At 63.9% G+C, this 18,328-nt stretch carries 19 protein-coding genes; 10 read left to right on the forward strand and 9 right to left on the reverse strand.

Features of this window, described 5'->3' with window-relative positions; all coding sequences use genetic code 11:
- Positions 1 to 98: 98 nt before the first annotated feature.
- From M1L53_RS31215 to mnhG, 6 genes are read left to right on the forward strand one after another with little or no spacing between them, the layout of a single operon-like run.
- A complete protein-coding gene (locus M1L53_RS31215; RefSeq protein WP_047268846.1) occupies positions 99 to 2,936 on the forward strand; it encodes a Na+/H+ antiporter subunit A in 2,838 nt (945 codons plus the stop codon).
- A complete protein-coding gene (locus M1L53_RS31220) occupies positions 2,933 to 3,565 on the forward strand; it encodes a Na(+)/H(+) antiporter subunit C (RefSeq protein WP_261949427.1) in 633 nt (210 codons plus the stop codon). The genes M1L53_RS31215 and M1L53_RS31220 overlap by 4 nt, the downstream gene beginning before the upstream one ends.
- Positions 3,562 to 5,262 (forward strand): Na+/H+ antiporter subunit D, encoded by a 1,701-nt coding sequence (locus M1L53_RS31225; protein ID WP_003945059.1) that lies wholly within the window; start codon positions 3,562 to 3,564, stop codon positions 5,260 to 5,262. Before M1L53_RS31220 ends, M1L53_RS31225 begins: the two co-directional genes overlap by 4 nt.
- Positions 5,259 to 5,831: a Na+/H+ antiporter subunit E gene (locus M1L53_RS31230; RefSeq protein WP_003945063.1), complete on the forward strand. Its 573-nt coding sequence runs from the start codon at positions 5,259 to 5,261 to the stop codon at positions 5,829 to 5,831. Before M1L53_RS31225 ends, M1L53_RS31230 begins: the two co-directional genes overlap by 4 nt.
- Entirely contained in the window at positions 5,828 to 6,097 is a 270-nt protein-coding gene (locus M1L53_RS31235) for a monovalent cation/H+ antiporter complex subunit F (protein ID WP_003945061.1), read from the forward strand. Before M1L53_RS31230 ends, M1L53_RS31235 begins: the two co-directional genes overlap by 4 nt.
- Complete coding sequence (mnhG, locus tag M1L53_RS31240) at positions 6,094 to 6,438, forward strand: monovalent cation/H(+) antiporter subunit G (protein WP_003945045.1); 345 nt, start codon at positions 6,094 to 6,096, stop codon at positions 6,436 to 6,438. The genes M1L53_RS31235 and mnhG overlap by 4 nt, the downstream gene beginning before the upstream one ends.
- Here the strand turns inward: mnhG and M1L53_RS31245 are convergent.
- The 5 genes from M1L53_RS31245 to M1L53_RS31265 form a co-directional block, all read right to left on the reverse strand.
- Positions 6,404 to 7,771: a phosphatase PAP2 family protein gene (locus M1L53_RS31245; protein WP_054186903.1), complete on the reverse strand. Its 1,368-nt coding sequence runs from the start codon at positions 7,769 to 7,771 to the stop codon at positions 6,404 to 6,406. The genes mnhG and M1L53_RS31245 overlap by 35 nt on opposite strands.
- A gap of 107 nt (positions 7,772 to 7,878) precedes the next feature.
- Positions 7,879 to 9,003, reverse strand: a complete 1,125-nt coding sequence (locus M1L53_RS31250) for a glutamate--cysteine ligase (protein ID WP_003945034.1) — start codon at positions 9,001 to 9,003, stop codon at positions 7,879 to 7,881.
- Positions 9,004 to 9,093: 90 nt separating this feature from the next.
- On the reverse strand, positions 9,094 to 9,795 hold the full coding sequence (gene sodC, locus M1L53_RS31255) for a superoxide dismutase[Cu-Zn] (protein ID WP_007730117.1): 702 nt from the start codon (positions 9,793 to 9,795) through the stop codon (positions 9,094 to 9,096).
- A gap of 95 nt (positions 9,796 to 9,890) precedes the next feature.
- Positions 9,891 to 10,487, reverse strand: coding sequence for a LytR C-terminal domain-containing protein (locus M1L53_RS31260; protein WP_054186902.1), 597 nt, complete (start codon positions 10,485 to 10,487; stop codon positions 9,891 to 9,893).
- Positions 10,488 to 10,540: 53 nt separating this feature from the next.
- Complete coding sequence (locus tag M1L53_RS31265) at positions 10,541 to 10,891, reverse strand: DUF3263 domain-containing protein (RefSeq protein ID WP_007730120.1); 351 nt, start codon at positions 10,889 to 10,891, stop codon at positions 10,541 to 10,543.
- A 244-nt stretch (positions 10,892 to 11,135) separates the two neighbouring features.
- On the opposite strand from M1L53_RS31265, the gene M1L53_RS31270 reads away from it, so the two are divergent.
- From M1L53_RS31270 to M1L53_RS31280, 3 genes are read left to right on the forward strand one after another with little or no spacing between them, the layout of a single operon-like run.
- Positions 11,136 to 11,735: a peptide deformylase gene (locus M1L53_RS31270; RefSeq protein ID WP_003945053.1), complete on the forward strand. Its 600-nt coding sequence runs from the start codon at positions 11,136 to 11,138 to the stop codon at positions 11,733 to 11,735.
- Positions 11,736 to 11,775: 40 nt separating this feature from the next.
- On the forward strand, positions 11,776 to 12,687 hold the full coding sequence (locus tag M1L53_RS31275) for an N-acetyltransferase (RefSeq protein ID WP_083471125.1): 912 nt from the start codon (positions 11,776 to 11,778) through the stop codon (positions 12,685 to 12,687).
- A 16-nt stretch (positions 12,688 to 12,703) separates the two neighbouring features.
- Positions 12,704 to 13,504 (forward strand): exodeoxyribonuclease III, encoded by an 801-nt coding sequence (locus M1L53_RS31280; protein ID WP_054186900.1) that lies wholly within the window; start codon positions 12,704 to 12,706, stop codon positions 13,502 to 13,504.
- A gap of 44 nt (positions 13,505 to 13,548) precedes the next feature.
- Here the strand turns inward: M1L53_RS31280 and M1L53_RS31285 are convergent, their stop codons facing one another.
- Complete coding sequence (locus tag M1L53_RS31285; RefSeq protein ID WP_007730124.1) at positions 13,549 to 13,980, reverse strand: GNAT family N-acetyltransferase; 432 nt, start codon at positions 13,978 to 13,980, stop codon at positions 13,549 to 13,551.
- Between the two features lie 156 nt (positions 13,981 to 14,136).
- Here M1L53_RS31285 and thiD point away from each other — a divergent pair, with 156 nt between their 5' ends.
- The gene (thiD, locus tag M1L53_RS31290) at positions 14,137 to 14,979 is read left to right on the forward strand and encodes a bifunctional hydroxymethylpyrimidine kinase/phosphomethylpyrimidine kinase (protein WP_003945044.1); all 843 of its coding nucleotides are present in this window, start codon (positions 14,137 to 14,139) and stop codon (positions 14,977 to 14,979) included.
- 18 nt (positions 14,980 to 14,997) lie between these two features.
- Here the strand turns inward: thiD and M1L53_RS31295 are convergent, their stop codons facing one another.
- From M1L53_RS31295 to M1L53_RS31305, 3 genes are all read right to left on the reverse strand, one after another.
- Positions 14,998 to 15,849, reverse strand: coding sequence for an adenylate/guanylate cyclase domain-containing protein (locus M1L53_RS31295; RefSeq protein WP_007730127.1), 852 nt, complete (start codon positions 15,847 to 15,849; stop codon positions 14,998 to 15,000).
- Between the two features lie 129 nt (positions 15,850 to 15,978).
- Positions 15,979 to 17,430, reverse strand: coding sequence for a M20/M25/M40 family metallo-hydrolase (locus tag M1L53_RS31300; protein ID WP_187781773.1), 1,452 nt, complete (start codon positions 17,428 to 17,430; stop codon positions 15,979 to 15,981).
- Positions 17,431 to 17,562: 132 nt separating this feature from the next.
- Positions 17,563 to 18,328: ABC transporter permease (locus M1L53_RS31305; RefSeq protein ID WP_007730130.1), on the reverse strand; the 766-nt coding region annotated here is incomplete at its 5' end.

Raw genomic sequence — 18,328 nt, forward strand, 5'->3', positions numbered from 1 at the left:
AGACAACCTCTCCGACAAGGTGAATTGTCTCGTTAATCCGATAGGTTCGATTTTGTTCGGACACCCCGCCGCCCGCTGACAACACGACGGAGTGCCTTTTGCTCGCTATCTTGCTTGCCCATGCCGTTGCCGCCCTCTTGGCTCCGCTTGTGGTGCGCAGGTTAGGGCGAAACGGCTTCTTCCCCCTCGCGATAGTCCCCCTCGCCGGCCTCGGCTGGGTCATCGACAAATGGGGCACCGTCGAGACGCTGCACATCACCTGGGTTCCAGGGCTGTCGATGGACATCGACTTCAGGTTCGACGCGCTCTCGGCCATCATGGCCGTGCTCGTCCTGGGTGTCGGCACGCTCATCCTGGTCTACTGCGCCCGCTACTTCACCGACGACGAACCTCGACTCGGTATCTTCGCCGCCGAGATGGTCGCCTTCGCGGGTGCCATGTTCGGGCTAGTGACCAGCGACAACATGCTGCTTCTCTACGTGTTCTGGGAACTGACGACGGTCCTGTCGTTCCTGCTCGTGGGTCACTACGCCGAACGCGCCACCAGCCGCCGCGCCGCGACCCAGGCACTGCTGGTCACCACCGCGGGTGGTCTGGCGATGTTGGTCGGCATGATCATCCTCGGCCAGGTCGGCGGCAGCTACAACCTGTCCGAACTGGTCGCGAACCCGCCGACGGGGTGGCTCCCGTCCGTCGCGATCGTCCTGATCCTGATCGGTGCGCTCTCCAAATCGGCAATCGTGCCCCTGCACTTCTGGCTTCCCGGTGCAATGGCCGCGCCAACCCCTGTCAGCGGTTATCTTCACGCTGCTGCAATGGTCAAGGCCGGTATCTACCTCGTCGCGCGCCTGGCTCCCGGGTACGCCGATTCGCCGCCGTGGCGCATCACCATCATCAGTTTGGGTCTGCTGTCGATGATCCTCGCCGGTTGGCGAGCCATGCGCGCGTACGACCTCAAACTCGTCCTCGCCTTCGGAACGGTCAGCCAACTCGGCTTCATGATGGTCCTGGTCGGCATCGGCACGCGTGACGCCGCCCTGGCCGGCATGACGATGGTCGTGGCGCACGCGATGTTCAAGGCCGCACTCTTCATGGTCGTTGGCATCATCGATCACACGACCGGCACCCGTGACCTGCGCAAACTTGCTCACCTGGGTAAAGCGGCACCCGCTCTCGCGATCATCGCGAGCCTCGCTGCCGCCAGCATGGCCGGTCTGCCACCGCTACTCGGATTCGTCGGCAAGGAAGCCGCACTCGAATCGGTGCTCGAAACGAACGCGCTCGGCCACTGGTCGTCCATCGCCGTCGTCACGGTGATCGTGTTGGGCTCGATCCTCACCGTCGGCTACAGCGTCCGCTTCATCTGGGGCGCCTTCGGACGTAAGACCCTGAGCAAGCCGAGCCCAGCCGTGAGCAAGATGCACAAGCCGGGTTGGCTGTTCCTGTTCGCGCCAGGCCTGCTCGCTGTTCTCGGTCTGGCCGCCGGCATTCTCTCGCCCCAGCTCGAGAAGCTGCTGACGCCGTACTCCACCACGCTGGCCCCCGGACCGCACGCCGACTACCACCTCGCGCTGTGGCACGGATTCAACACTCCGCTGCTGCTCACCTGCATCGTCATCGCCGGCGGCATCGCGCTCTACATCGCGCAGCGTCAGATCAGCCGACTGCACTTCGAGCACCCGCCGCTCGGCAACGCCGACCGTATCTACGATGCGACCCTGCGCGGCATGGACACCATCTCGATGCGCCTGACCGGTGCCACTCAGCGTGGTTCGCTCCCTCGCACACAGTCGACGATTCTCGCGACGCTGGTCGTTGTGCCGCTGTTCCTGCTGATCATCGACACCGATGGCGGCGGAGTCGACCTTCGGATGTGGGATTCACCCATCCAGTTCACTATCGCGCTGATGATGATCTCGGCCGCCATCGCCGCGACGCTGATGCGCAACCGACTCGCCAGCGTCATCCTCGTCGGACTCACCGGCTACGGCTGCGGCGTGTTGTTCGCGCTGCACGGCGCACCCGACCTCGCGCTGACCCAGTTCCTCGTCGAGACACTGACACTGGTGATCTTCGTGCTCGTGCTCCGGAAGTTCCCCGCCGAAGTCGACGAGAGCAAGGCGATCGGCTTCAAGTGGCCGCGTGCCGCACTCGCCATCGCCGTCGGTATCACCGTCACCACCATCGCGGCCTTCGCGACCAATGCCCGAAACACTCGTCCGATCTACGAGCTGCTTCCCGACGCTGCCTACGACCTGGGCAACGGCAAGAACGTCGTCAACGTCCTACTCGTCGACATCCGCGCATGGGACACCCTCGGTGAGATCTCGGTGCTGCTGGTAGCTGCGACAGGCGTCGCCAGCCTCGTCTTCCGCAACCGCCGGTTCGGTATCGCGCCGCGCGTCGCGGACGCCCCCTCCGTCATCGTCGACAAGGCAGCTGCCAACTCGGACACGACGTGGTTGCGCGGCGGAGACCTCATCGATCCTCGACACCGTTCGCTGGTTCTCGAGGTCACCACGAGGTTGATCTTCCCGACCATCATGGTGTTGTCGATCTACTTCTTCTTCTCCGGTCACAATGCCCCCGGTGGCGGTTTCGCCGGAGGCCTGACGGCGGGCCTGGCGCTGGTACTTCGGTACCTCGCCGGCGGACGCTACGAACTCGGTGAAGCCGTACCCATCGACGCGGGCAAGATTCTCGGCCTCGGTTTGGCGCTGGCCGCGGGCACCGCCCTGGTGTCGCTGTTCCTCGGCGCCCCGGCGCTCTCGTCCGCCGTCTTCGAGTTCACACTCCCGCTCATCGGCCACGTCAAACTGGTCACCGCACTGTTCTTCGACCTGGGCGTCTACCTCATCGTGGTCGGCCTGGTCCTGGACGTACTCCGAAGTCTCGGCGCCCGCCTCGACGCAGAAATCGAGGTGAAAGCACCATGAGCGCAAACATCGGAATGCTGATCCTGATCGGCGTCCTCACGTCGGCCGGTGTCTACCTGCTGATCGAACGAAGCATCACTCGGATGCTGCTCGGTCTACTTCTATTCGGCAACGCCATCAACCTCTTGATCCTGACCGTCGGTGGATCGGACGGGAATCCGCCCATCGTCGGCCGAGATTCGGTCCACGAGGAAATAGCGGATCCGCTCGCCCAGGGCATGATCCTGACGGCGATCGTGATCACGATGGGTATCGCCGGCTTCGTTCTGGCACTGGCGTACCGGTCTTACAAGATCAACACCGCCGACGCCGTCGAGGACGATCCCGAGGACACCAAGGTTCTCAAGCGTCGCCTGCCTGCCGACGCTCCCGACCACGACCGCTCCGACGACCCGGTCACCGGTGCCCCGAGCATCGGCGGCGACGCATTCGACAAGGACGGCAACCCTATTCCCCTCGAACAACTGGTCAACCTCGAGGACATCGAATGCTACGACGAACTCCACGACGGCGACTTCGAGGACGAACCGGTACCCGACTGGGCCACCGACCTTGCTCGTAAGAAGGAATCCGAGAAGCGGCGCAAAGACGCTCGCCAGACCAAGATCGAGGGAGGTGGAGGCGCATGACCATCTCGGACAACCTGATGGGAGCCCTTGCGCCCCTGCCCGTTCTGATCCCGATGCTGGCCGCAGCTGCGACGCTGGTCGTCGGCCGACGTCCTCGTTTCCAGCGCGTGATCACACTGATCGCGCTCGTCGGCGTCGTCGCGGTGTCGGGCTTGCTGCTCTACCTCGCCGACCGCGACGGTACTACGGCCGTTCAGGTCGGCGGCTGGGACTCCCCCATCGGCATCACACTCGTGGTCGACCGTCTCTCGGCGATGATGCTCGTGGTCTCGTCGGTGGTGTTGCTCGCCGTCATGATCTACGCGATCGGTCAGGGTATCCGCGACGGCAGCGAGGCCCAGCCGGTCTCGATCTTCCTGCCGACCTATCTCGCATTGACTGCCGGAATCTCCAACGCGTTCCTCGCCGGTGACCTCTTCAACCTCTACGTCGGGTTCGAGGTTCTGCTCGCCGCGAGTTTCGTGCTCCTGACGCTCGGTGCCAGCGCCGACCGCGTCCGGGCAGGCGTCTCGTACGTGATGGTCTCGATGGTGTCCTCGCTGATCTTCCTGGCGGGCATCGCCTTCGCCTACGCGGCGACCGGCACCCTCAACATGGCCGACATGGCCCTGCGCTTCGACAACATTCCGCCGGGCACACGAACCGCCATCTTCGCTGTCCTGCTCGTGGCGTTCGGCATCAAGGCTGCGGTCTTCCCGCTGTCCGCGTGGCTACCGGACTCGTATCCGACCGCGCCCGCACCGATCACCGCCGTCTTCGCCGGGTTGCTCACCAAGGTCGGTGTGTACGCGATCATCCGCGCACACTCACTGCTGTTCCCGCAAGGAGAACTCGACAACGTACTGATGGTGTGCGGCCTGCTCACGATGGTGGTCGGCATCATGGGTGCCATCGCGCAGAGCGACATCAAACGTCTGCTCTCGTTCACACTGGTCAGCCATATCGGTTACATGATCTTCGGTATCGCACTGTCCACGACGTCCGGGCTGTCCGGCGCGATCTACTACGTCGCCCACCACATCATCGTGCAGACGACGCTCTTCCTCGTCGTGGGTCTGATCGAACGACAAGCCGGGTCGTCGTCGCTGCGCCGTCTCGGCGGTCTGGCGGCGGCCAGCCCGATCCTCGCGATCGTCTTCCTGATCCCGGCGCTGAATCTCGGTGGTATCCCGCCGTTCTCGGGCTTCATCGGCAAGGTCGCGCTCCTTCAGGCCGGTGCGGCCGACGCCAGCGCGTTGGCTTGGATCCTCGTTGCCGGCGGCACGATCACCAGCTTGCTGACGCTCTACGCCGTCGCCCGCGTGTGGACCAAGGCTTTCTGGCGAGCCCGGGCCGACGCGCCCGAAGGTGACCTCGCCGACGTCAGCCCGTCAGCGTTGATCGACGAGTCCGAAGAGGACATCGCGTTCGTCGACCGCGAGGATGTCGGCAAGATTCCGCTCTTCATGCTGATTCCGACGGTCGGACTTGTCATCGTCGGTCTGGCACTGACGGTGTTCGCGGGCCGGATCATCGACATCAGCGACAGAGCGGCGAAGGATCTGCAGGACCGGTCCATCTACATCGACGCGGTTCTCGGCAACCACCGGCCCGTGCCGGTCGACGAAGCTCCCGTCGCTGCAGACGACCCCGCAGCCGTTCCGAATACCGAGGCCCCGAACACCGACGTCCCGAATACCGAGGAGGCTCCGCGATGAAACGCGAACAGGTACTCCGCGTCGGGATCCTGCTGTGGCTGATGGTCGTATGGATCCTGTTGTGGGGCAACATCAGTTTCGGCAACATCTTCGGCGGACTCGCCGTCGGCCTGATCATCATGGTCCTGCTTCCCCTCCCCCGCGTACCGGTCGAGGGTCGGGTACATCTGCTGTCGATTCTGCGTCTGCTGTGGATGATCGTGTACTACGCGATCCAGTCGAGTATCCAGGTCGCGTGGCTGGCGATCCGTCCGTCGCCGCCGCCGGTCACCGGAGTTCTGCGGTACCAACTCGGGATCAAGTCCGACCTGGTTCTCACCCTGTGCATCGACGTTCTCAACCTGATCCCCGGCACGATGGTTCTCGAGATCGACCAGAACCGACGCATCGTCTACGTCCACGTGCTCGACGTCGGCTCGCAGAAAGCCGTCAGCGCGTTCTACCGCTCGGTGGAGGACCTCGAGCGGTTGTTCATCGCGTCGTTCGAACGTGATTCGGACTGGCAACCCAGCCCATGGCACCAGCGCGACTACGAATTCGATGCACCCCGGCAGGAGGACCAACCATGAACGGGTTCATCACCACGATCTTGATCATTTCCGGAGTGATTCTGCTGATCGCCGCCGTACTGACCACGTTCCGATTGCTCGACGGTCCGAGCTCACTCGACCGCCTCGTCGCCCTGGACACGATCATCGCGGTCTCGATGTGTGGACTCGCGGTCTGGGCCGCGTACAGCAAAGACACGACCATTGTTCCCGCGATCGTCGCGCTGGCGCTGGTCGGCTTCATCGGTTCCGTGTCCGTCGCGCGCTTCCGGGTGAGTGACCAGTGATCGGCAACATCCTCGACACGATCGGGGCCATCTCCATCTTCCTCGGCGCGCTGCTCGCGCTGACCGCCGCGGTGGGAATCGTTCGCTTCCCCGACACTCTGCGTCGTATGCACGCGGCCACGAAACCTCAGGTGGTCGGACTGATCTTGGTCCTGATGGGCGCCGTGTTCCTGCTTCGTGGGAGCGTCGACATCTGGATGTTGGTCCTGGTGGGCATCTTCACGCTGCTGACGGCGCCCGTGATCGCGCACAGCGTCGGCCGAGTCGCCTACCGCGAACAGCGCGAAGAGGACGACCTCATGAAGATCAACGAGCTGGAAGACCCGGACTCTCTCCTGTAACGGCATCCCACTCGCCGTCGCGCTCGCCCCACACCGCAAGAGCAGTGCCGGGGCGGGCGAAGAAGGTGGCGAAGTACGCCACCGACATGAGAACCAGGACAGCCATCAGCAGCGGCCCGAAGATCGCCGGGTACTCGGCCATCTGCACCGCAGCGAACCGGTACGAGAGCAACAATCCCGCCAGGAGTGCCGAGCCACCGATCAACAGACGCACTCGGAACCACCCCCAGCCTCGCTCCGGATCCCGTAGCGCCGCATCGAGGGTCAAGCACAGGACGGCACCGGCAATGAGGTCGACGCCGTAGTGGAATCCGAAACCGAGCGTCGCGGTCAGGGTCGCAACGAGCCAGAACGATCCCAGGCTGCGAATCCACCACGGTCCGCTGCGCGAGTGGATGAACAGCGCGACTGCCCACGCGGTGTGCAGGCTCGGCATGCAGTTTCGTGGCGCGGCGTCGTCGAACGGTAGCGACGACGGTGATGCGAAGTCGAAACTGGGCACGATGTTCGGCCAGTAGTCACCGATCTGGAATCCGAAACCACGCGGACCGAAGGCGAACACCGGGCCGACCACCGGGAACAGGACGTAGAAGATCGGGCCGATCAGCCCGATGAGCAGGAACGTGCGCAGCAGGTGATGCGACGGCCATCCCTTACGTACTTGATAGAGAGCAACCACGATCACTGCGACGGGTAGTTCGACGTAGATCCAGTCGAGGGCTGCGGCACCGACGGGGCCCATGGCGTCGACGATCTGGCCCATCACCCACGACGGATTCCCGAGAGCCTGGTCGGCGAGAAAGACGTACTCGTCCCACACGTCGGTGCCGACGAGAATGGTGATCTCCAGCCACGTCTCGGCAACCTTGGCCGCGATGATGAGCAACGCGCCCAGCGCGACGCCGTGCAGAACGCTGAGTCGACGCTCACCGGACAACTTCCACACCGCGTACACCGCGATGGCCGTCAGCACCCAGGTGCCGCCGGTGCCCATAGTCAGCGGTCCACCCGAGAACCAGCGGATCGCGCCGACGACCACGTCGATCACGACGGCCGCGGATACCGCGTAGATGCGTTCTTTGTTGTTCAGTCCGACGAGCGCGAGAGCGAGGCCCACCCAAGGCATGGTCGCGGAGCGGGGAACGAGGAAGTAGTCACCGAACAGGCTTTCCACCGGACCGAGATAGCCCTTGTACGACGCGAACGCCTGCACGCCCAGGACCAGCAGGGTCAATGCTGCTGTGCCGATCAGAAGGAGTCGGTGAGAACTCGACCACGAACGGTCCGACTGTCCGGGTGCGCCCCCTCGTTGGGACCAACTGTCTATCAACACCGGACAATAGTAAACGGCGTGTGAACTGAATATGGACACCCACTGGACAAACGGTTGGTATGCCCGGATTTCCAGTCCGCGAAACAGTCCTTCGCACTGTGAACCTGCTAGGTGCCCAACTCTGCGACCAAGGCGTCGACGACCGCAACCAGATCGCCGCCCGTCGCTTCCGCTACACGACGTTGCCGCTGGTAGGACGCGCCGCGCCGGGGAATGTCCGCCACCGACGCCAACTCGTCCGCGCAGCCGAGCGAGACCGCGATCGGCGCCAAGTCGTCGAGTAGGCGATCCAGATCGTCAGTGACGAGGCACTCGTTTGCGTCGGAGTCGAGGATGATCTCGGCGTCCAGTCCGTATCTCGCTGCGCGCCACTTGTTTTCCTTGACGTGCCACGGCTGCATGTTCGGCAGAGTCTCACCGGCGCTCAGTCTGCGGTCCAGATCGACGATGAGGCAGTGGACCAGAGCAACGAGGGCACCCAGTTCGGCGCGCGTCGAGACGCCGTCGAAGACCCGGACCTCGATGGTTCCCCACTTCGGCGCAGGACGGATGTCCCAGTGCATGCCACCGATCTTGGTGATCACACCGGTCTTCATCTGGTCGTCGATGAACGACTCGTATTCGGCCCAGTTCTCGAACTGGTACGGAAGACCTGCGGTGGGGAGCTGCTGGAACATCAACGCTCGATTGGACGCATAGCCGGTGTCGACACCGGCCCACATCGGCGAGGATGCCGACAGCGCCAGCAAATGCGGATAGCGCTGCAGCAGTGCGTTGATGATGGGGAAAACGCGGTCCGCGGACGAGACACCCACGTGGACGTGCACGCCCCAGATCAGCATCTGCCGACCCCACCACTGCGTGCGTTCGATGAGCTCGTCGTAGTCGGGCGTCCGGGTGACCAACTGAGTCGACCATTGCGCGAACGGGTGCGTGCCCGCGCTGATGAGGTCGACGCCCAGCGGATTCGCAGCGCGACGCAGCAGATCCAGTGACCTGTCGAGATCACTCATCGCCTCGCCGACCGTCGAATGAATACCCGTGACGAGTTCAACGGTATTTCGCAGTAGTTCCTTGGTGATGTGCGGGGTTTCGGAGCCGGCAAGCTCTTCGACCGCCGAAAACACCTCGGCTGCTGTGTTGGAGAGATCTCTGGTCTTGCGATCGACCAGCGCGATCTCCCACTCCACGCCCAGCGTCGGACGCGGCGAACCTGGAAATGGAACTACCACGCAGAGAATCCAATCACAGTGTCGGTAAAAACACCGTGCTGGCTACTGCGTGGTAGTCGCCGGAAGTGATGCAAAACTCAGGTGAGTTTGTCAGCTCTTGGTGATGACACCGCAAGCAACGCGTCCGCCTGCGTCACCGGTGTCGAGAGTCTGCTGGTCCGGTGCCGGCGCGTAACGCGTCGGGATGTTGCCGAAGTTGTCCGCTCCGGCGTGGATCATGACGGATGTTCCACCGTTTGCGACCAGTTCGTCGACGGTGAATGCATCGGTCGTGGTGACCAGTGTGGCGGTGCCGTCTTCGAGGACCTGAACCGAAGTGAGGTCGCCGCTCGCCGGGTGGCCCGTGTGACCCTCGGCCTGGAAGTGTCCGCCTGCCGAGAGGAAGTTACCCGGCTCTCCGCCGCTGGGGGCAACGGAATTGGTCTCGCACTTGGCGACCTGGTGGACGTGGAATCCGTGGAAGCCGGGGGTGAGGCCCTTGGCGTCGAGGGTGACCTTGACGTCGCTACCTTCCTGCGCGAACGTGACCGTTCCGACCTTGGCGCCGTCGGTGCCGTTCAGCGTTGCGGTGACCGTTTCGGCAGAAGCGCCGGCGTGAGCCGTCTCGGAACCGTGGCCGCCCGCGCTTTCGTGCGCGCTGGGATCGGCTGCACCGGTCCACACCGGAGGAGTCGTGCCGGGGACGCTGCTGGGCTCTTCGCTGTTACTGCAAGCGGTCAAGCCGAAAGCGGCAATCGCGACTACAGGGGCAACGACGCGCCAGGACATACGCCGGGTGCTGCTGGGGGCCATCGAACCGCTCCTTTGAGGTGGCGAGAAAGTGCTTCTGATCATAACGGCGCGTGTAGTAGCTGGAACCGACGGGTCAGTTCCACCTTCACGACCGGTCAGTTGGAGGTCACGATCACGATCACGCCAGGTGACGCGTTCGCGATGCCGGCGAATCGAGGCTCTGCGGAGACTCCGAGTTCAGCCGCGATCTTCTGCGCCGCTGCCTTCTCCGCCGCGGACGATCCGTAATACACCGTCGTCGTACTGACGGTGCCCTCGCTGTAGTTACCCGTCTCCTCGACGTTCCAACCTGCTGCCGTCAATTCCTCGGCGGTGCCTGCTGCCAGACCGGAGACGGTGCTGTTGTTGAGAACTCGAACGCTGACATTCGACGTGTCGGTGCCGCTCGCGGAGCTGGAAGTCGTGGTCGTCGCAGTTCCCGAGGGTCGCGACGTGGTGGTGGTATCGCCCGAAGCGGGTTGCGTCGTCGCTGCCGGATTGGAAGTGGCAGGTGCCGGCGCGGGGGCGCTCGTCGTGGCAGGCGCCGAGGATTCGGTCTGCTCTGCTGCGGTGTTCTCGTCGCCCGATCCACCGTCGCTCGATCCACCCAGTGAGGCTGCTCCGAGACCGATGAACACGATCGCCAACGCGATCAACACCATGGCGATTGCGCGAAGCGGAGGTCCGGACGGCTGCTCTTTCGGGGTACTCACGATGTCGACCTTATCGCCAGTGCGTGGACAGCCCGATCATATGTACGCGTGATTCAGGTGACCTCGAAGCCGAGGCGGCGGGCGGCCCTGGCCTTCTGACGGCTGGCACGCAGACGACGCAGGCGCTTGACCAGCATGGGATCAGCCGCCAAGGATTCGGGGCGATCGACCAAGGCGTTGAGAACCTGGTAGTAGCGGGTTGCCGACATGTCGAACAACTCCTTGATGGCTTCTTCCTTCGCACCGGCGTACTTCCACCACTGACGCTCGAAGGAGAGGATGTCGTGCTCCCGGCGGGTGAGGCCGTCTTCGCCGACCTCGTGCATGCCTGCTGTATCTACTACCGAATCGTCGGCGCCAGTGCCTTCGGACTGGTTCCGACTACGCGCGGTTGCGCCGTCCATGTCACTCCTCGACTGCTGTGCTCGGCGTCAGCGAGACTCGTATGCCCGGTGTTCTTTTTCCGACCGAATTCTCGCGGCCGTGAGTTTCCCGGTCCCCTGGCCCGAAGGTAACTCACAATTTCCCCCGCGGCCCACGTTCCGACCGAGCAACGAATTACATCGCTGTTCTTCAGCAACCATTGAACCATGATCGAGTGTGCGGGCCGTGATAACTACGCGGGCGCGCCGCACTATCCTTGTCCGCATGGCTATCCTCCCCATCCGAATCGTCGGCGACCCGGTACTGCACAAGGCGACAGAGCCGGTCACTCAGTCCCCGGCCGAGATCGCCGAACTGATCGCAGACATGTACGAGACGATGGACGCTGCCAACGGCGTCGGTCTGGCGGCCAATCAGGTCGGTGTTCCACTGCGAGTCTTCGTCTACGACTGCCCCGGCGACGACCGCAGCAGCGAGCGTCGACGCGGCGTCGTCGTGAACCCGGTACTCGAGACGTCCGAAATCCCCCAGACGATGCCCGACCCGGACGAAGACTTCGAGGGTTGCCTGTCCGTTCCCGGCGAGCAGTTCCCGACGGGTCGCGCCGATTGGGCGAAGGTCACCGGCACCGACGCCGACGGCAACCCGATCGAGGTCGAGGGCACCGGATTCTTCGCACGGATGCTCCAGCACGAGACCGGGCATCTCGACGGTTTCCTCTACACGGACGTACTGATCGGCCGCAACGCGCGCGCTGCCAAGAAGATCATCAAGCGTTCCGGTTGGGGCAAGCCCGGTCTGACCTGGACGCCGGGGACCGTCGACGATCCGTTCGGTCACGACGACGACGATTACGAAGACTGAGAATTCTGCTCTGAACGGCAACATTTCGATCGGTAGCCGGGTGGTCTTGCGATACAAGCTCCCACCCGGCTATTCGCATCCCATGACCGACGTCATCGGCATCCTCGAGGGCGCCGATCCCATCGCCGTTCGCGCCGGCGACGGTCGGCTGGTCCAGGTCTCCGCCGATCAGGTGATCGCGCTCAAGAGTCTCTCGGCCCGCCCGATTCGCATCGGCGAGATTCGAAACCTCGAAACGGCTGCTGCGGCGGCGTGGCCGGGGGTCGAGCAGGCGTGGATCGACGGTTGGTTGCTGCGCGCCGGTCACGGTGTCACCGGCCGCGCCAATTCGGCTTTGCCGCTCGGTGGTGCGGGGGCGGTTGCCGGCTTCGACGCGAGCACCATCGAGCGGATACGCCAGTGGTTCGGTGACCGCGGCCTGCCAACCCTGCTGCTCCTCCCCGATCGACTCGGCACCGCTCCGGACGGGTGGACCAGCAAGAAGGAAACCATCGTGATGGCCGCCGATCTGGACAATGTCACGCTGCCGCTCGGTCCTCCGGTCACCTCGTTCGCCGACCGCCCCGACCACAACTGGCTGTCGATGTACGACGCCCACGGCGATCCGGCGTACGTCGAGGCGGTCCTCACGGCTGTCGTGGGCACTGCAACTTTCGGCGCGATCGGAAACACCGACACGACGCTTGCCATCGGGCGCGCTGCGCTCACCGAGGCACCCGACCACAAACGCTGGGTAGGACTGACCGGCATTCACGTCGCCCCTGAACACCGTCGTCACGGAATCGGGTCGCTGATCTGCGGAGATCTACTCTCCTGGGGTCGTGAGAACGGTGCGACGCACGCGTACCTCCAGGTTTCGGCGGACAACTTCGCGGCGATCGCGCTGTACGAGCGGCTCGGATTCGTCGAACACCACCGCTACCGATACGCCACCGATCCTGTCGGCGGCTGACGCTAGGCTTGCCCTCGTGCGCATCGCTACCTGGAACGTCAACTCCGTCCGTGCCCGTACCGACAGGATCATCGACTGGCTCGGTCGATCCGACGTCGACGTCCTGGCAATGCAGGAAACCAAGTGCAAGGACGAGCAGTTTCCGTACGAACGCTTCAAGGAAATCGGCTACGAGGTCGCCCACGTCGGGTTGAGCCAGTGGAACGGTGTCGCCATCGCTTCCCGCGTCGGCTTGGAGGACGTGCAGATCGGATTCGAGGATCAGCCCGGATTCGACAAGGATCCCGAGGCAGACCCGGTCCGCGAGGCACGTGCGATCGGTGCCACCTGCGGCGGTGTGCGGGTGTGGAGCCTGTACGTCCCCAACGGCCGTGAGCTGGAAGACCCGCATTACGCCTACAAGCTGGATTGGCTGGCCAAGCTGCGCGACGACGCGGAGGGCTGGCTCAAGCAGGATCCCGACGCGCAGATCGCCCTGGTCGGCGACTGGAACGTCGCTCCCACGGACGACGACGTGTGGGATCCCGCTTTCTTCGAGGGCAAGACCCACACGTCGGAGCCGGAACGAGCTGCGTTCACCGCCTTCACCGAGTCCGGGTTCGCGGACGTAGTTCGCCCGTACACACCCGGTCCCGGCGTGTACACGTACTGGGATTACACGCAGCTTCGCTTCCCGAAGAAGCAGGGTATGCGAATCGACTTCATCCTCGGCTCACCGGCATTCGCAGCTCGCGTCGAGGCGGCCGAGATCGATCGAAACGAGCGAAAAGGCAAGGGCGCCAGCGATCACGCTCCGGTGATCGTGAATCTCGGGTGATCGTGAATCTCGGAGCCTGATCGTCTGTTTGCACCCTCGGGCTTCTAGTCCTCGACGAGCAGTTCCAGATACTCGGGGTGCTCGCCGAGGTACCGCTGAACATAGGTACACACGGGCCGTACCGACCATTCACGTTCACGGGCGCAGTCCATTGCGAACTGCACGAGTACGGCTGCCAGTCCCTGCCCGCCGTACTCCTCTTTGACGACGGTATGCATGTACGCAACCACGTCGCCCGCTTCGGCTCCGCTCCCCGAAATCTCGTCTTCGTCGCGGTATCCGAGGATGCCGACCAACTCGTCGTCGGAGAGCAGTTCGAATCGTTCGTGCGACGGATTGTCCACGAGCGTGACTTCCGGTGAGGTTCCGGTTTTCGAATTTTCGATGTCGTTCATTGCGGCGACCTCCACGGCACGATGTGCACCTGCGCGATCGGCGACAGCTGCGTTCGCACGCTCTCCATAACTGTGATCCATGCCACTCATAGAATCAGCTACCGACGACGCTGTCCCGGGTTCGACCAATTTTTGCACCGGGAACGACCGGATCGCAATCGCAGTTCGCGCCGTCGTTCCCGCGAGAGGTGGGACCGAGCTGCCGTTTCCCCAGGTCCGATCGGTAAGCTCGTCGTCGTGAAGCTGCTGCCCCTGACCCCCGCCGGACAGACCCCGATTCGGGCATTGACCATCGCCGGAACCGACTCCGGTGGCGGAGCCGGCATTCAGGCCGATTCCCGCACGATGGCGATGTGCGGAGTGCACGCCTGCGTGGCCGTCGCCGCAGTGACGGTCCAGAATTCGGTGGGAGTCAGCGGATTCCACGAGATTCCGCCGGAGATCGTCGCCGACCAGGTGCGCGTCGTGGTCTCGGACATCGGCGTCGGTGCGGCGAAGACGGGAATGCTCGCGTCGACGACGATCATCGAAGCGGTGGCCGCGGTTGCCGCCGAGGTTGGGATCGGCCGCGACCGTCCGATTCCGCTCGTGGTCGACCCGGTGTGCGCGTCGATGCACGGCGATCCGCTGCTGCACGAAGAAGCTCTCGACGCGGTCCGCAACACCTTGATTCCGGCAGCCACGGTGGTCACTCCGAACCTCGACGAGGTTCGGTTGATCACCGGTATCGAGGTCGTCGACGACAAGAGCGCCCGCCAAGCGGCAGAAGCGCTGCATGCGCTCGGCGCTCAATGGTCCATCGTCAAGGGTGGCCACCTTCGTACTTCGGAGTTGTCCACCGACCTGTTGTTCGACGGCGACCGTTTCCTCGAATTCAGCAGTGCCCGGATCGACACCGGCAACGATCACGGCGGCGGAGACACGCTGGCTGCTGCGATCACTTGCGCTCTCGCACACGGCTATTCCGTTCCGGACGCGGTGGCGTTCGGCAAGGAGTGGGTGACCAAGTGTCTCGAGGCGTCGTACGACCTCGGCGCGGGACACGGTCCGGTGTCCCCGCTCTGGCGGCTCCAGGTCTAGCGCTCGAGGTCCAGGGCGCTAGTTCCGGCGCACGCGCCAGATTCCCAGGTCGACGGGAACTCCGTTGGGCGTGGTCGCGAAAAACCCTCGCCGCCATGGCCGGATCGTGAGATCGAGATCCTCCAGGGTGCCGGCTTCGAGTTCCTCGAGAGTTGTCGCCGACATCATGACGTTGCCGTCGCCGCCCAGGCCCATCATCCGGGCGGCGATGGTCACGTCGACGCCGAGCCAGTCGTCACCGATCTGACGCGGGGTACCCGTGTGTAGGCCGACGCGCATGCGTGGGGTGTATCCGTCGAGATCGACTTCCGCGAGCGCGTCCTGCGCGGTGAACACCGCCTTCAAAGCCGCATCCGGGCGAATGAACACTGCCATCAGACCGTCGCCCATCCGTTTGACGACGTGTCCGCCGTTGTCGGTGATCGGAGTTTCCACGGCCTGCGCCACCGCACGCAGAAGGGTCAGCGTCGCGCCGTCACCGGCTGCGAGCGACCAGGTGGAGAAGCCCACCAGATCGGTGAAGACGATGGTCAGTTCTTGATCGCCACGTCCGCGGCCCATCTTTTCCAGCGCTGCCTGCCACACCTGCAGTGCTCCGAGGCTCACTTCGCGAGTGGCTGCCGGCTTCTGATCGAGCAATCTGTCAGCGACGCGCGCCACGGCGCGGGCACCGCCGGGGCCGGCGAGCGAGAGCGGGTCCCCGAACCCTGGATCACCGGGTAGTGCCCGCCTGAGGCGTCGTAGCGCGTCGATGAGCTGCTGCCGACGGTTAAGTTCTGCCGCAGAGTTCAAGACGACGTCGACGACGCCTCGAACCGAGGAGGAAGAAGCACCTGCCGTGTCGGTGTTCTCCGGGGACAGATCAGCCATAACTCAAGCGTAACTCAGAGTTACAGACAGTGTGCTGCCGCCGTTCTCGCACAGTGGCCTCCTGGTCGCTCGCACAGTCGATCATTCGGTCAGTCGATCATTCGGTCAGTCGATCATTCGGTCAGTCGATCATTCGGTTCTGGCCTGTGTCCGGGCATCGCCGACGGGAACTCCGTTCGGCCCGCTCAAATCCTGGGCATACGTCGCAACTCCGAAGGCTACTGCAGAAGCGTTGGCAGCGAGCGCTTCGCGATCGATGTTCGCGAGGTTGTCCTGGGCACTGTGGTAGTTCGGGTCGAAGGTCTCCTCCGCTTCTCCGCCCCACTTCTCGGCCTGTGCCGGCGTCTTGCGCTCGTCCGCGCCGCTGAACACGCCACCCGCCGGGATCCCGATCTCGATGAACGGGCCGTAGTCGGAGCGCCCGTCGAAGTCCGTTCCGTCCGCCGCAATCCCTCGCCCGGCGAGAAAATCGACGAAGGTGCGCTCGATGCCCGCCGACCCCTCGGGCCCGGGCCCCTCCCCGACGGCATCCGAGTTGTCGCCGTCGTAAGCCAGGTATCCGGCGTTGGGCGAACCGAGCATGTCGAAATTCAGGTACAGGGCGATGTCGGCCCGTTCCTGATCGCTCAGACCCTCGACGTAGCGGGTGGAGCCGACCAATCCCACTTCTTCCGCTCCCCAGAAAGCGAAACGCACGGCATTTTCGATGCTCGGTGAGCTTCCCATCTGCAGCGCGGTTTCCAGTACGGCTGCGGTACCGCTTCCGTTGTCGTTGATTCCGGGACCTTCCGGCACACTGTCCAGGTGGGCGCCCACGACAACCACGTTGTCGGTCGCGCCGGTCTTGGTCTGCGCAATCACGTTGCGCGACTTCGTCGTTTCCGTCGACGTGTCGAGAATCAGCGTGAGGTCTCCGGGCGCTGCGGCAAGAGCCTCGCCCGACGCCTTACTCACCCCGCCGGTCGGAATGCGGGCGTCTTCGGGTTCACCCAAGGTAGCCCCGCCCAGCATTGCGTCCTCGTTGTTGGCAACCAGCAACGCCGCCGCGCCGCGATCAGCGGCGATCTTCTGCTTGTCGCCGAACGGGCACACTCCGCGGGTGACCAGCACGATTGCACCGTTCACGTCGCGGCCGTCGTAGTCGGTGGCCTCGCAACCGGGGGTCTCGTCGGCGGGAATCGCCACCAGACGCGCCGTGATTCCGGTCGGTCCCGTGGAGGTGGAATATGTCAGCGCCCGCACCGGAACATCGGAGCCGTCAGCGGCTTTCAGGGATTCGGTGCCGGGATCGAAGGAGCTGAAGTCGAATTCCGGGGTGCTGACCTCGAAACCCTTGTCTTCGAGCAGGTTTGCCACGTAGTCGACACTGGCGTCGTAGCCGGGGGTACCGGCCGATCGATTGCCCTCGTTGTTGGCGGCGATCTTCTCGAGTTGCTCCAGATGCCCGGTCACGGCGTCGACCGTGACGGTCTCGGAGAATGCAACCGGGTCTGTCGGGACGGCCGCTTCACTTCCCGACGAGCATCCACTCACCACGAGTGCTCCAGCCATTGCGACCACAACCACACCGAAGAGTCTCATCTTCGGAGGATATCGGCCGAAGCACAGGAAAGGGACCCAGTACGAATGGTTTTTCGTACTGGGTCCCTACTCTGCTGTCACTCCTGGTTCTCGGTAGGTCTCCCGACAACACCTACCGAGGGAGCGACAAGATCAGGCGTCGCGACGATTCACGATGACGATACTTGCTCCGAAAATCACCAGAACGAAGGCCGCGAAGTAGATCAGGCTGCCCCAGGGTCCCCAGTGGAAGTCGACGCCACCGCTGCTCGCACTGAGGAAGTGGTTTGCATTCGCGAACGGCAGGAACGGGGTGATCTTCTCGCCGAAGCTGCCGAACAGTCCGAACAGGCTCTCGATGAGCAGCGGCCAGAGCAGGAGCAACGCAATTGCGCCGGCCGACTGGCGAATGATCGATCCGACGCCGACAGCGAGAATCACGCACAGGAAGGCGTAGATCGGGATGCCGTAGATCGCGCGCCAGTCACTGCCGCTCGACAGGGTCAATCCGGCACTCGCCTCGGTACCGGCGATGGCCTTGGCCATGGCGTACGCGCCGAAGGCGAGAACAAATGTCAGTACAGCACCGAAAGCACCGATGAGGCCGGCTTTGGCGATCAGAACCGAGGCACGGTTCGGAACGGCCTGGAAGGTGGTGCGGATGGTCCCGAAGCGGTACTCACTGGTGACCGCGAGGGCCGCCATGATCATGAGAACCATGATTCCGAAACCCGAGATGCCGGCCGTGGCAACGGCGGTGTCGAGGTCCGGTGCTCCCTGGACGTCGGAGGACGTCAGAGCCGACTTGGCAACCGCGCCCATGATGGCCGCGAAGCCGAGCGCGAGCACGACGATGATGACCGAGCACCACAGCGGCGACTTGGTCGTGGTGATCTTGATACGTTCAGCACTGAGAACA

This window comes from Rhodococcus sp. T9N (assembly GCF_024436645.1).
In the GTDB taxonomy this organism is placed as follows: Bacteria; Actinomycetota; Actinomycetes; order Mycobacteriales; family Mycobacteriaceae; genus Rhodococcus_F; species Rhodococcus_F qingshengii.